This window comes from Rhodococcus sp. NPDC060084 (genome assembly GCF_042730335.1).
Lineage (GTDB): Bacteria > Actinomycetota > Actinomycetes > Mycobacteriales > Mycobacteriaceae > Rhodococcus.
In genome coordinates this window covers 17,509-30,601 of the sequence record NZ_JBHWWX010000003.1, presented here as the reverse complement: position 1 = coordinate 30,601, position 13,093 = coordinate 17,509, and the positions used below count along the sequence as shown (strand labels likewise).

The following is a 13,093-nucleotide window of genomic DNA, read 5'->3' as shown; positions in this document are numbered from 1 at the left end:
TAGGTCGGTCCAGCAGTGCGCCGCCCTCGCATCGAATGCACCGCGTGCCGCGCTTGGCACCGGCGAGGCGAAAGCGACATTGCTGATGGATCCGACGTATTTCGAACGGCTCATCGCCGCACTCTGGACGAGGTGTTCTCCACGCCCCCGATGGGCTCCCGCCCTCGGTGACGGGTGGATGAAAGCCCCGAGCCCCGTGCCTGCCGACCGTGTCGTCAGCATGCGCGCTCCGGAGTCACCGCGCGAATCAGCGCAGGTCGCCGGCTCGTCTTCAGCTCGGCATCGGATGCACACAACGCTCGCGCAGTGGGAGGCGGCGCCCCTCCGCTGTCGAGAGCACCGGCGCTACGGCCGCGGTCGGCAGCAGTAGCCGACTCCGACCGGCCACCGGAATACGCGAAAGAAGAAAGAGGAAGATCATGCGAATCGCGATGGTATCCGACGACATCAGCCCGCTCGCCACCTGCGGGCGTGCGGACACGGACCGCCGGAAAGCGCATAGTGCCGAGTTGTTCGCCGCTCTCGCCCGTGCGGGCCACGACGTGACCGTCTACACCCGGCGCGACAATCCTGATCTCCCCGAACGCGTCACCACAGCTCACGGATACACGGTGGTCCATGTACCCGCGGGCCCGGCAGCCCCGCTGGCGGAAGACGAAGTGCTGCCGACGATGGGCACGTTCGCAGGCTTCCTGGAAGCGGACTGGATGCGGCACCGTCCCGACGTCGCGCATGCGCATTCGTGGACATCGGGAATCGCCACCCAACTCGCCGCCCGAGCGCTCTCCCTCCCTACCGTGCAGACCTTCGCCACCCTCAGCGTTGCCGAATCCGCGCTGCAATCCGGTGGGGAGATGGACCTTTCGAGCCGGATGCGGCTCGAACGTGTGCTGGCGAAGGGAGCACATCATGTGGTCGCGACGTGCTCGGAACAAGTCTTCGAGTTGTCTCGGATGGGTCTGCCACGAACGCGGGCATCGGTAGTCCCGTCCGGCGTCGACGTCGACCACTTCACCGTCGCCGGATTCGGCACGGTCCCGTCGTCCCGTGGACGGTACCGGCTCGTGGCGGCGGGGCGGCCGGCGCCGGAGGACGGGTTCGACACCGCCGTCACGGCGTTGTCGCTGCTGCCCGACACCGAACTCGTCATCGCCGGGGGAGCCGCGCACGACGACGCGGCGGCGGACGAAACGGACCGATTGCTCGCGCTCGCCGACGAACTCGGGGTGCGCGAGCGAGTGCACATGGAGGGGCACGTCACGCGAGACAGGATGCCCGCATTGTTGCGTTCGGCCGACGTGGTGCTGTGCCCGTCGCGGTACGAACCGTTCGGGATCGTGGCGCTCGAGGCCATGGCGTGCGGACGCCCGGTGGTGGCGACCGCAGTCGCGAGCCTGCGCGACATCGTGGTCGACGGGGTGACCGGGCTCCTCGTACCACCGCGCTCCCCGCACGCCGTCGCTACGGCCGTACGGGAACTGATCGCTGATCCGGGGCAGCACGGCGCTTTCGGTGTCGCGGGGCGCGATCGTGCCGAAACGCGCTATTCCTGGGGACGGGCCGTCGTCGACCTTGTCGGTGCCTACGAACGCGCTGTCCGGCAGTCCCTCGCCGAACCCGTCACGGTCCGCGCCGGCGCCTCCCGGTCGGGAGCACTGTGAGACCGGCGGCAGCGAGCGCTTCGGACCGGCCTCCGGCGACACGCGTCCCGACGCCCGCCGGATACGCCCCGCTCGCCCGGTGAGCCTCTAGCATCGGGCGCGTGACCGCCGCGCCCGACAGCACCAGCCCCTCCGCGCCGCTGCGGATACTCCTCTACAGCGACGACGCGGGTGTGCGCGCGCAGTTGAGGTCGGCGCTCGGGGACCGGGTGCACCCCGACCTGCCCCGGTTCGAGTACCTCGAAGTGGCCACCGCGCCGGTGGTGATCGCACATATGGACGCGGGCGACGTCGACCTCGCGATACTCGACGGTGAGACGGCGCCCGCGGGCGGACTCGGCATCGCGAAACAGCTCAAGGACGAGATCGATCCGTGCCCACCGATCGTGGTGCTCACGGGCAGAGCCGATGACGCGTGGCTCGCGTCCTGGTCACGTGCCGAGGCGGTCGTCACGCGCCCGATCGATCCACTGACGCTCGCCCGTGAAGTGGTACGACTGCTGCGTCCGGCCGGCCGCTGAACCGCCCGCGGGCCGATACCGAACCGACCGCTCCGTACCGAACGGCGCGCACGAACCTACCCCATTCGTACCTCGCTCCCGAGCGGACACGCGCGACGGAATTCTCCATCCGAAATCGCTGACAACTGCGGCACGAACGCTACTAGTGTGTGTGCGGTAGCTCACATGTGACCGAGTTGTCCCGGATTGCCGGGCTCGGGCACCGGGGACCGAGGTTCTGTGACTACGGCACGACCGGGAGACGTCAGCGGAACCGGAGGTGGCGATGAACGTCTATGTACCGATCCTGGTGCTGGGAGCGATCGCTGTCGCGTTCGCGGTGTTTTCGGTGGTCGTCGCGTCGATAGCCGGGCCGAGTCGCTACAACCGTGCCAAGCTCGAAGCCTACGAATGCGGCATCGATCCGACACCGCAGCCCGTCGGAGGCGGACGTTTTCCCGTCAAGTACTACCTCACGGCCATGCTGTTCATCATTTTCGATATCGAAATCGTCTTCCTGTATCCGTGGGCGGTGAATTTCGACGCGCTGGGCGTGTTCGGACTGCTCGCGATGGGGTTGTTCATGGTCAATGTGTTCGTCGCGTACGCCTACGAATGGAAACGCGGAGGACTCGCCTGGGAGTAGCCCGCGTGACGCACCGGCCGAGGGCGGTGTCGTCGAAGTGGCTGCGCGAGAAAGTGATCCACACCAACGACGCAAGTGGTAGGAGTCGAACATGGGTCTCGAGGAGAAGGTGCCGAGCGGATTTCTGCTGAGCACGGTCGAAACCCTCGCAGGATTCGCACGCAAGGGTTCGCTGTGGCCGGCGTCCTTCGGCCTCGCGTGCTGCGCGATCGAAATGATGTCCACCGCGGGAGGCCGCTACGACCTCGCACGATTCGGGATGGAAGCCTTCCGGGCGTCCCCCCGGCAGGCCGACGTCATGATCGTCGCCGGCCGGGTAAGCCAGAAGATGGCGCCGGCGCTGCGCCAGGTCTACGACCAGATGGTCGAACCCAAATGGGTGCTCGCCATGGGGGTGTGCGCATCCTCGGGCGGCATGTTCAACAATTACGCCATCGTCCAGGGCGTCGACCATGTGGTGCCGGTCGACATCTACCTGCCCGGGTGCCCCCCGCGCCCGGAAATGCTGATCCACGCGATTCTGGCGCTGCACGAGAAGATCGCGCACATGCCTCTCGGTGCCAACCGCGCGGACGCTGTGCGCGCCGCCGAGGAGGCCGCACTCTCGGCACGCCCGCTCATCGAGTTGACGGTGCCGCGGCGATGACGGGCGAACACCCCACTCGGACCGGCGGGGAACAGATCGGCCCCGAGACCGGCAGGGAGCAGATCGATGTCCGGCGCGGCATGTTCGGTGCCCGCGACAGCGGCGACACCTCCGGGTACGGGCGCCTCGTACGGAGGATCACCCTTCCCGGCAGTTCGCCCCGGCCCTACGGCGGCTATTTCGACGACGTGGCCGACGCCCTCGACGATGCGCTCGCGCCCACCGCGGGGGAGGGATTCGCCGACGCGGTCGAGAAGATCGTCGTCTTCCGCGACGAAATGACGATCCATGTCCGCCGAGAGCATCTGCCGCGTGTCGCCCTCACCCTGCGCAACGACGCCGCGTTGCGGTTCGAACTGTGCCTGGGCGTCAGCGGGGTGCACTATCCGGAGGAGACCGGCAGGGAACTCCACGCGGTGTACGCCCTCATGTCCATCACACACAACCGGCGCGTGCGACTCGAAGTCACTGCGCCCGAGTCCGATCCGCACATCCCGTCGCTCTACGCCATCTATCCGACCAACGACTGGCACGAGCGTGAAACGTACGACTTCTTCGGGATCAGGTTCGACGGTCACCCCGCGCTGACCCGGATCGAGATGCCCGACGACTGGTCCGGGCATCCCCAGCGCAAGGACTACCCGCTCGGCGGGATCCCCGTGGAGTACAAGGGCGCCACCATCGCGCCTCCGGACGAACGGAGGGCATACAGCTGATGAGCGACACAGCAGCCACGTCCGGCGGCGCGCGTGACGACACCACCATCCTCACCGCATCCGGCCAGGACTGGGACGAGGTCGTCACGGCCGCCGCGGCGGCGGGCGAAGACCACATCGTGGTCAACATGGGCCCGCAGCACCCGTCCACGCACGGCGTCCTTCGGCTCGTCCTCGAGATCGACGGCGAAACCATCACCGAAGCGCGATGCAGTATCGGCTATCTGCACACCGGTATCGAGAAGAACGTCGAATACCGCAACTGGACGCAGGGCGTCACGTTCGTCACCCGCATGGACTATCTCGCGCCGTTCTTCAACGAGGCTGCGTACTGCCTCGGCGTGGAGAAACTGCTCGACATCACCCACCTCGTGCCCGAGCGGGCCGACGTCATCCGGGTGATGCTCATGGAACTCAATCGGATTTCCTCGCACATGGTCGCCCTCGCGACCGGAGGCATGGAACTCGGCGCCACCACGCCGATGCTGTTCGGCTTCCGCGAGCGCGAACTGATCCTCGACGTCTTCGAAACCATCACCGGACTTCGGATGAACCACGCGTACATCCGGCCGGGCGGGCTGGTCCAGGACCTCCCCTCCGACGCGGTCCCGAAGATCCGCGATCTGCTGGCGATCCTGCCCTCGAGGATCCGCGACATGGAGATGCTTCTCGACGACAACCCGATCTTCATCTCGCGCACCCGGGGTATCGGCTACCTCGACCTGACCGGGTGCATGGCGCTGGGGGTCACCGGGCCGATCCTGCGGGCGACCGGCCTGCCGCACGACCTGCGCAAGGCACAGCCGTACTGCGGATACGAGAACTACGAATTCGACGTGGTCACCGACACCGGCAGCGACTGTTACGGCAGGTACCGGATCCGGATCGGTGAAATGAAGGAGTCGCTGAAGATCGTCGAACAGTGTCTCGACCGGCTGCGCCCGGGCCCGGTGATGGTGGAGGACAGGAAGATCGCGTGGCCGTCGCAACTCACCCGCGGCAGCGACGGTCTCGGCAATTCCCCCGAGCACATCCGCCGGATCATGGGCACGTCCATGGAGGGACTGATCCACCATTTCAAGCTCGTCACCGAAGGACTGCGGGTGCCCGCGGGCCAGGTGTACGTCTCGGTCGAGTCGCCTCGTGGCGAATTGGGGGTCCACATGGTCAGCGACGGCGGCACACGGCCCTACCGGGTGCACTACCGCGACCCGTCGTTCACGAACCTCCAGGCGGTGGCCGCGATGTGTGAGGGCGGCATGGTGTCCGACGTGATCGCCTCGCTCGCGAGTATCGATCCGGTGATGGGTGGGGTGGACCGATGAGCACCGAATACGTCCACAAGGGAGACACACCCGTTCCCACCGGAGGGCAGGAACCGGTCTTCCTTCCGCTCGGGCCGCGACCGGAAGAAGACGCCTCGATCGTGCGCCCCGGTGCACGCCGGAGCTATCCCGACGACGTGCTCGCCCGGCTCGAGAAGGATGCCGCCGAGATCATCGGCCGCTACCCCCACGGCCGCTCCGCCCTGCTTCCGCTGCTGCACCTCGTCCAGGCCGAGGACAGCTACATCACGCCCGCAGGACTCGAATTCTGCGCCCGGCAACTGGGATTGTCCGGCGCGGAGGTCGCTGCGGTTGCCACTTTCTACACCATGTACCGGCGCAAGCCCACCGGCACCTACCACGTCGGAGTGTGCACGAACGCGCTCTGCGCGGTCATGGGCGGTGACGAGATCTTCGAAGCGGTGCGGGATCATCTCGGCGTCGCCAACGGCGAGACCACCGAGGACGGTGCGGTCACGCTCGAGCACATCGAATGCAACGCCGCCTGCGATTTCGCCCCCGCGATGACCGTCAACTGGGAACTGTTCGACAACGCGTCCGTGGAGTCCGCGGTCGACCTCGTCGACGACCTCCGTGCGGGGCGGCCGCCTCAGCCCACCCGCGGCGCCGCGCTCACGACGTTCCGCGACACCTCCCGGTTGCTCGCCGGATTCCCCGACGAACGCGACGGCGCGCTCGAAGCCGGCGGCACCGCAGGTGGCGCCTCGCTGGCCGGTCTGCGCGTCGCTCGCGATCGCGGTATGGCCGCCCCGCCGGCGCCGCGCGACGGTGACGCCCGCGCCGACAGCGATCTCGGGAACGTGGGGACGGCTCTGACGCCCGTGCTCACGCGGTCCTGGGGTGACGACGAGGCGTGGACACTCGACGCGTACCGCCGTCAGCACGGTTACGAGGCGTTGCCGATCGCCCTCGGCATGGAACCCGACGCCGTGGTGTCGGCGGTCAAGGACGCGGGCCTGCGCGGGCGTGGGGGCGCGGGGTTCTCCACCGGCACCAAATGGTCGTTCATTCCGCAGGGTGACGACAAGCCCCACTACCTCGTCGTCAACGCCGACGAATCCGAGCCCGGAACCTGCAAGGACATCCCGCTCCTGTTCGCCACTCCACACGCCCTCCTCGAAGGAGCGATCATCGCGGCCTACGCGATCCGCGCGCGGCACGCGTTCGTGTACCTCCGCGGTGAGGCCGTTCCGGTACTGCGGCGGTTGCAGGCCGCTGTCGCCGACGCGTACGCCGCCGGGTACCTCGGCAACGACATCCTCGGCTCCGGATACGACCTCGATCTCGTCGTGCACGCCGGCGCCGGTGCCTACATCTGCGGTGAGGAAACCGCGCTGCTCGACTCGCTCGAAGGTCGCCGCGGGCAGCCGCGACTGCGGCCGCCGTTCCCGGCGGTCGCGGGTCTGTACGCGTGCCCCACCGTGGTCAACAACGTCGAATCCATCGCCAACGTGCCGCCGATCATCCGCAACGGAGTCGAGTGGTATCGGTCGATGGGCACCGAGAAGTCTCCGGGCTTCGCCCTGTTCTCCTTGTCCGGGCACGTCACGACCCCGGGTCAGTACGAGGCTCCGCTCGGGATCACGCTGCGCGAACTGCTCGAGTACGCGGGCGGTGTCCGTTCCGGTCACGAGCTGAAGTTCTGGACTCCGGGCGGATCGTCCACACCGATCTTCACCGCCGAGCATCTCGACACACCGCTCGACTACGAAAGTGTCGGCGCCGCAGGGTCGATGCTCGGGACACGCGCCCTGCAGATCTTCGACGACACGACGTGCGTGGTCCGGACGGTGTTGCGCTGGAGTGAGTTCTACGCCCACGAGTCGTGCGGGAAGTGCACCCCGTGCCGCGAAGGCACGTGGTGGCTCGTGCAGATCCTCGAGCGGCTCGAGGCGGGCCGGGGCACCGAAGAGGACCTCGCCACCTTGCTCGACATCTCCGACAACATCCTGGGCCGGGCGTTCTGCGCACTCGGCGACGGCGCGACGAGTCCGATCACCTCGTCGATCGGATACTTCCGCGACGAGTACCGCGCGCACGTCGAACAGGGCTGCTGCCCCTTCGATCCGCACAGCGCCACACTCGCCGCCGGCGCAGTACGCGAGGAGACTTCATGAGTTCAGCTCCAGGAACGGACCCGGTCGGCGCCGCCCCGGCGGACGATCAGGTCACCGTCACCATCGACGACATCGAAATCCGCGTTCCCAAGGGAACATTGGTGATCCGCGCGGCCGAACTCGTCGGCGTGCAGATCCCTCGCTTCTGCGACCACCCGTTGCTCGACCCGGTCGGAGCGTGCCGGCAGTGCCTGGTGGACGTCGAAGGGCAGCGCAAACCGCTCGCCTCGTGCACCACCGTGGTGACCGACGGCATGGTCGTCCGGAGCCAGGCCACCTCGCCGGTGGCGGACAAAGCGCAGCGCGGTGTCATGGAGTTGCTGCTCATCAACCATCCGCTCGACTGCCCGGTGTGCGACAAGGGTGGTGAATGCCCGTTGCAGAACCAGGCATTGAGCAACGGTCGCGCCGAATCTCGGTACATCGAAGAAAAGCGCACGTACCCCAAGCCGATCGCGATCTCGTCGCAGGTGCTGCTCGACCGGGAACGCTGCGTCCTGTGCGCGCGCTGCACCCGCTTCTCGGACCAGATCGCCGGCGATCCCTTCGTCGACATGCTCGAGCGTGGGGCACGGCAACAGGTCGGCATCTACACCGAAGAACCGTTCGAATCGTACTTCTCGGGAAATACCGTGCAGATCTGTCCTGTCGGAGCGCTCACCGGCGCCGCCTACCGGTTCCGGGCGAGGCCGTTCGATCTCGTGTCCAGCCCGAGCGTGTGCGAACACTGCGCCAGCGGATGCGCACAGCGCACCGACCATCGTCGCGGCGTGGTGCTCCGGCGACTCGCCGGCGACGATCCGGAGGTCAACGAGGAGTGGAACTGCGACAAGGGCCGGTGGGCGTTCGCGTACGCCACGCTGCCCGACCGGCTCACCGGTCCGCTCGTCCGCGACGAGTCGGGTGAACTCGTCCCCGCCTCCTGGCCCATGGCACTGGCGGTCGCGGCGCGCGGCCTGAAAGCCGCCCGGGGCAAGGCCGGGGTACTGGTCGGCGGGCGGCTCACCCGGGAGGATGCCTACACGTACGCGAAATTCGCCCGCGTCGCGCTCCGGACCAACGACATCGACTTCCGGTCCCGGGTCCACTCGGCGGAGGAGACCCGGTTCCTCGCCACCCGCGTCGCGGGACGCGGCGTCGGTGTCACCTATCGCGACCTCGAGAACGCGCCGGTCGTGCTCCTGGTCGGTGTCGAACCCGAAGAGGAATCGCCCATCGTGTTCCTCCGGTTGCGCAAAGCCGTCCGGGCCGGGCGCACCGCGGTCTGGACCGTCGCGCCGTATGCCGGTGCCGGTGCGAAGAAAATGCAGGCCCGCGTGCTCGGGTGCGTACCCGGCACCGAGGCGGAACTGCTCGACGCGCTGCGCTCGGGTGACCGGCAGGATGTCGATACCGACCTCCTGCGCCGCGACGGAGCACTCGTTCTCGTAGGGGAGCGTCTTGCCGGTGCCCCGGGCGGACTCACCGCCGCCGCCCGACTCGCCGACGCCACGGGTGCGCGCCTGGCGTGGATCCCGCGGCGCGCCGGGGAACGCGGCGCACTCGATGCGGGCGCGTTCCCGGCGTTGCTTCCCGGTGGCCGTGCCGTCACCGACCCCGACGCGCGACGCGAGGTCGCCGCGGCATGGAATCTGCCTTCGGCGGACGATCTTCCGGACGTTCCCGGCCGCGACACCGCCGCGATACTCGAGGCCACGGCAGCGGGCGATCTCGGCGCTCTGGTCGTCGCCGGGGTGGAGATCGCCGATCTGCCCGACCCGGACGCGGCGCGGGCGGCGCTCGTCGCCGCGCCGTTCGTCGTCAGTCTCGAAATGCGCCGCAGTGAGGTCACCGACCGTGCCGATGTCGTATTTCCCGTCGCGTCCGTGGCCGAAAAGTCCGGCACGTTCGTCGACTGGGAGGGCAGGGCACGACCCTTCGGAATCGCACTGCGCGAGACCGACTCGATGCCCGACCAGCGTGTACTGCACGCGATCGCCGACGCCATGGACATCGATCTCGGTGCGTCCGATACCGCCTCGGCGCGAACCGAACTCGGCCGTGTGGGTGACCGTCCGGCACCGGACGCACCGTTTCCCGACGTCGTCCCCACCGAACGCGAACGCCCCGGACCGGGCGAAGCGGTTCTGGCCACCTGGCGGATGCTGCTCGACGCGGGACGGCTCCAGGACGGCGAGCCGAATCTCGCCGGGACCGCGCGGGTACCGGTCGTGCGGCTGTCGGAGCCGACGGCCGCCGAGATCGGTGCCCGCGACGGCGAATCGATCACGGTGTTCACCGAACGCGGTGAGATCACATTGCCGCTCGTGATCGACGCGCTCCCCGAGCGGGTGGTCTGGCTCCCGACGGCCTCGCCCGGTGCGGGCGTCCACGAACGCCTCGCCGCGACGGCCGGTGACGTGGTGGGTATCCGTGCCGCGCTTCCGGATACGGAGGTACCGCAATGATCATCTCCGCCGACCGGTCCGTGCCCACAGCGCGGGAGGTCGACCTGTCGATGTTCGGGATCGACCCCTGGTGGCTCGTGATCGTCAAAGCCCTGCTGGTCTTCGCCTTCCTGGTGCTCACCACGCTCGTGCTGATCCTCGCGGAACGCAAGGTCATGGCATGGATGCAGATGCGGGTCGGACCGGACCGGGTCGGACCGAAGGGACTGCTGCAAACCGTCGCGGACGGCATCAAACTCGGTCTCAAGGAAGGCATCACCCCGAGCGGGGTGGACAAACCCCTCTACCTGCTTGCGCCCGTGCTCGCGACCGCCCCCGCGCTCATGGCCTTCGCGGTCATCCCGTTCGGTCCCGTGGTGTCCGTGTTCGGAGAACGCACGCCGCTGCAGCTGACCGACCTTCCCGTCGCCGTGCTCTACATCCTCGCCGTCACCTCGATCGGTGTGTACGGGATCGTGCTCGCCGGATGGGCGTCGGGATCGACGTACCCGCTGCTGGGCGGATTGCGTTCGACGGCGCAGGTCATTTCGTACGAGATCGCGATGGGACTGTGTTTCGCCGCCGTCTTCCTGCTCGCCGGCACCATGTCGACGTCGGGGATCGTCGCCGAGCAGACGGGGATCTGGTTCGCTCTGCTGCTGTTGCCCGCATTCCTCATCTACTGCGTGTCGATGGTCGGTGAGACGAACCGGGCGCCGTTCGACCTTCCCGAAGCTGAGGGCGAACTCGTCGGTGGGTTCCACACCGAATACTCCTCGCTCCGGTTCGCGATGTTCATGCTTGCCGAGTACGTCAACATGATCACCGTCTCCGGGCTGGCCACCACGCTGTTCCTCGGTGGCTGGCGCGCGCCGTGGCCGCTGAGCATCTGGGACGGAGCGAACACCGGATGGTGGCCGCTGCTGTGGTTCGTCGTGAAGATCTGGCTGGTGCTGTTCGTGTTCGTGTGGCTCCGGGCCACGCTGCCCCGCCTGCGATACGACCAGTTCATGGCACTGGGATGGAAGGTGCTCATCCCGATCGCCGTGGTGTGGGTGATGGTGGTCGCCGTCATCGTTCTTCTCGCCGGCGAAGGACGCCTGCCCGGCACCGCATCGCTCGTCGTCGCGGGCATCGCCGTCTCGGCGGTGTCGTTCTGGTACCTCGGGTACCGCTGGCGTCGTGCGGCCGACCCCCGAAACGACCCCGGCACCGGCACAGCCGGGCCGCCCGTCCGGCACGACCCCACGATGGGCGGATACCCGGTGCCTCCCTTGCCCGGGCAACTGCCCGCGAGTGCGCCGGCCACAACCCAGGAGGAGAGCAATGTCTGAATTCCTCGGCCCGCTCGCCGGTTTCGGCGTGACCTTTTCGACCATGTTCAAAAAGCCCAACACCGAGTTCTATCCGGAAGAAAAGAATCCGACCGCCGAGCGTTACCACGGTCGCCACCAGCTCAATCGGTACGCGGACGGACTCGAGAAGTGCATCGGGTGCGAACTCTGCGCGTGGGCGTGCCCGGCCGACGCCATCTACGTCGAGGGAGCGGACAACACCGAGAGCGAACGGTATTCGCCGGGTGAGCGATACGGACGCGTCTACCAGATCAACTACCTGCGCTGTATCGGCTGCGGACTGTGCATCGAGGCGTGCCCCACCCGCGCCCTGACGATGACCAACGACTACGAGATGGTCGACGACAACCGCACCGATCTGATCTACGACAAGGATCGCCTTCTCGCGCCGCTCCAGGACGGAATGCAGCCGGCGCCGCATCCCATGTCGCCGGGCGCCACGGACGAGGACTACTACCGCGGCACCGTCCCGCCGGTGGACGACAGCGATGCGTCGGCTCCGACGGAAGGGCAACAGTGATGGGTGCGCCGGGAACAATGCTGCTCGCCCAGGAACTCACCCGCACCTCTACCGGGGAAGGGGTTCAGTTCTGGATTCTCGCGACCGTCGCGGTGATCGGTGCACTCGGCGTCGTCGGCGCGGCGAAGGCCGTCTATTCGGCGATCTTCCTCGCGATGACCATGGTGGTGCTCGCCGTGTTCTACATCGCCCAGGGAGCGTTGTTCCTCGGTGTCGTGCAGGTGGTCGTGTACACCGGTGCCGTCATGATGTTGTTCTTGTTCGTGCTCATGCTCGTGGGCATCGACTCGTCGGATTCGCTGGTCGAGACACTGCGCGCACAGCGCGTTCTCGCCATCGCGGTGGGAATCGGCTTCGGGGTGCTGCTGATCGGCGGACTCGGAAACGCGGCGGTGACGGGCTTTGTCGGCTTCGACTCCGCCGACGCAGCCGGAAATGTCGAAGAACTCTCCGTACTGCTGTTTTTGGACTACGTCTGGGCCTTCGAACTCACCGGCGCTCTGCTGATCACCGCGACCATCGGCGCGATGGTGCTCGCGCACCGGGAACGGCTCGGGCCGCGGCGCACCCAGCGTGAACTCTCCGAGGAACGGTTCCGCAACGGCGGCCGGGTGACTCCGCTGCCCGGACCGGGCGTCTATGCCCGGCACAACGCCGCCGACGTTCCGGCGATGCTCCCCGACGGCTCGTTCGCGGACAGTTCCGTCGGTCCGCTGTTGCGGCGGATCGGGCGCGGCTGGGGGCCTGCCGATCTCGGCATCCCGGGCCCCGCGAAGCATGGGGAGGCCCGGCCTGACCGTGACGAGGGGGAACGGCCGTGAATCCGGAGAACTATCTCTACCTGTCGGCATTGCTGTTCACGATCGGCGCCTCCGGAGTGCTGTTGCGGCGCAACGCGATCGTTGTCTTCATGTGCATCGAACTCATGCTGAACGCTGCGAATCTCGCCTTCGTCACGTTCGCGAGAATGCACGGCAACCTGCACGGTCAGGTCTTCGCCTTCTTCACGATGGTGGTCGCTGCAGCCGAAGTGGTGGTGGGACTCGCGATCATCGTCACCATCTTCCGGACTCGTCGCTCCGCCTCGGTGGACAACGCGGATCTTCTCAAATACTGACGGTCGCCCCCAAAGGACGGTGAGAGTGACGAACCACGACGCG

Annotated in this window: 12 protein-coding genes; all 12 read left to right on the top strand. The window is 67.6% G+C overall.

Translation table 11 applies throughout. The annotated features are described in order from the left end of the window. Positions 1 to 419: 419 nt before the first annotated feature. Complete coding sequence (locus ACFWBU_RS02600; RefSeq protein WP_378527389.1) at positions 420 to 1,661, top strand: glycosyltransferase; 1,242 nt, start codon at positions 420 to 422, stop codon at positions 1,659 to 1,661. Positions 1,662 to 1,753: 92 nt separating this feature from the next. Beyond that, positions 1,754 to 2,182: a response regulator transcription factor gene (locus tag ACFWBU_RS02595; RefSeq protein WP_169620366.1), complete on the top strand. Its 429-nt coding sequence runs from the start codon at positions 1,754 to 1,756 to the stop codon at positions 2,180 to 2,182. Positions 2,183 to 2,447: 265 nt separating this feature from the next. After that, a complete protein-coding gene (locus ACFWBU_RS02590; RefSeq protein ID WP_169620050.1) occupies positions 2,448 to 2,807 on the top strand; it encodes an NADH-quinone oxidoreductase subunit A in 360 nt (119 codons plus the stop codon). Positions 2,808 to 2,898: 91 nt separating this feature from the next. Further along, on the top strand, positions 2,899 to 3,453 hold the full coding sequence (locus tag ACFWBU_RS02585) for a NuoB/complex I 20 kDa subunit family protein (protein ID WP_378527387.1): 555 nt from the start codon (positions 2,899 to 2,901) through the stop codon (positions 3,451 to 3,453). Then, positions 3,450 to 4,169: an NADH-quinone oxidoreductase subunit C gene (locus ACFWBU_RS02580; RefSeq protein WP_378527386.1), complete on the top strand. Its 720-nt coding sequence runs from the start codon at positions 3,450 to 3,452 to the stop codon at positions 4,167 to 4,169. The genes ACFWBU_RS02585 and ACFWBU_RS02580 overlap by 4 nt, the downstream gene beginning before the upstream one ends. After that, on the top strand, positions 4,169 to 5,494 hold the full coding sequence (nuoD, locus tag ACFWBU_RS02575) for an NADH dehydrogenase (quinone) subunit D (protein WP_378527384.1): 1,326 nt from the start codon (positions 4,169 to 4,171) through the stop codon (positions 5,492 to 5,494). The genes ACFWBU_RS02580 and nuoD overlap by 1 nt, the downstream gene beginning before the upstream one ends. Further along, entirely contained in the window at positions 5,491 to 7,632 is a 2,142-nt protein-coding gene (nuoF, locus tag ACFWBU_RS02570) for an NADH-quinone oxidoreductase subunit NuoF (RefSeq protein WP_296549694.1), read from the top strand. The genes nuoD and nuoF overlap by 4 nt, the downstream gene beginning before the upstream one ends. Continuing rightward, positions 7,629 to 10,079: an NADH-quinone oxidoreductase subunit G gene (locus ACFWBU_RS02565; RefSeq protein WP_378527383.1), complete on the top strand. Its 2,451-nt coding sequence runs from the start codon at positions 7,629 to 7,631 to the stop codon at positions 10,077 to 10,079. Before nuoF ends, ACFWBU_RS02565 begins: the two co-directional genes overlap by 4 nt. After that, complete coding sequence (gene nuoH / locus ACFWBU_RS02560; protein WP_169620044.1) at positions 10,076 to 11,392, top strand: NADH-quinone oxidoreductase subunit NuoH; 1,317 nt, start codon at positions 10,076 to 10,078, stop codon at positions 11,390 to 11,392. The genes ACFWBU_RS02565 and nuoH overlap by 4 nt, the downstream gene beginning before the upstream one ends. Continuing rightward, on the top strand, positions 11,385 to 11,933 hold the full coding sequence (gene nuoI / locus ACFWBU_RS02555; protein WP_169620043.1) for an NADH-quinone oxidoreductase subunit NuoI: 549 nt from the start codon (positions 11,385 to 11,387) through the stop codon (positions 11,931 to 11,933). The genes nuoH and nuoI overlap by 8 nt, the downstream gene beginning before the upstream one ends. Further along, positions 11,933 to 12,754: an NADH-quinone oxidoreductase subunit J gene (locus ACFWBU_RS02550; RefSeq protein ID WP_378527382.1), complete on the top strand. Its 822-nt coding sequence runs from the start codon at positions 11,933 to 11,935 to the stop codon at positions 12,752 to 12,754. Before nuoI ends, ACFWBU_RS02550 begins: the two co-directional genes overlap by 1 nt. Continuing rightward, entirely contained in the window at positions 12,751 to 13,050 is a 300-nt protein-coding gene (nuoK, locus tag ACFWBU_RS02545) for an NADH-quinone oxidoreductase subunit NuoK (protein ID WP_169620041.1), read from the top strand. The genes ACFWBU_RS02550 and nuoK overlap by 4 nt, the downstream gene beginning before the upstream one ends. The last annotated feature ends 43 nt before the right edge of the window (positions 13,051 to 13,093 follow it).

What these genes read in the sequence shown, in the direction of transcription:
- ACFWBU_RS02600 (WP_378527389.1), top strand. Translation starts at nt 420, where the DNA reads ATGCGAATCGCGATGGTATCCGACGACATCAGCCCGCTCGCCACCTGC.
- ACFWBU_RS02590 (WP_169620050.1), top strand. Translation starts at nt 2,448, where the DNA reads ATGAACGTCTATGTACCGATCCTGGTGCTGGGAGCGATCGCTGTCGCG.
- ACFWBU_RS02585 (WP_378527387.1), top strand. Translation starts at nt 2,899, where the DNA reads ATGGGTCTCGAGGAGAAGGTGCCGAGCGGATTTCTGCTGAGCACGGTC.
- ACFWBU_RS02580 (WP_378527386.1), top strand. Translation starts at nt 3,450, where the DNA reads ATGACGGGCGAACACCCCACTCGGACCGGCGGGGAACAGATCGGCCCC.
- nuoD (WP_378527384.1), top strand. Translation starts at nt 4,169, where the DNA reads ATGAGCGACACAGCAGCCACGTCCGGCGGCGCGCGTGACGACACCACC.
- nuoF (WP_296549694.1), top strand. Translation starts at nt 5,491, where the DNA reads ATGAGCACCGAATACGTCCACAAGGGAGACACACCCGTTCCCACCGGA.
- ACFWBU_RS02565 (WP_378527383.1), top strand. Translation starts at nt 7,629, where the DNA reads ATGAGTTCAGCTCCAGGAACGGACCCGGTCGGCGCCGCCCCGGCGGAC.
- nuoH (WP_169620044.1), top strand. Translation starts at nt 10,076, where the DNA reads ATGATCATCTCCGCCGACCGGTCCGTGCCCACAGCGCGGGAGGTCGAC.
- nuoI (WP_169620043.1), top strand. Translation starts at nt 11,385, where the DNA reads ATGTCTGAATTCCTCGGCCCGCTCGCCGGTTTCGGCGTGACCTTTTCG.
- ACFWBU_RS02550 (WP_378527382.1), top strand. Translation starts at nt 11,933, where the DNA reads ATGGGTGCGCCGGGAACAATGCTGCTCGCCCAGGAACTCACCCGCACC.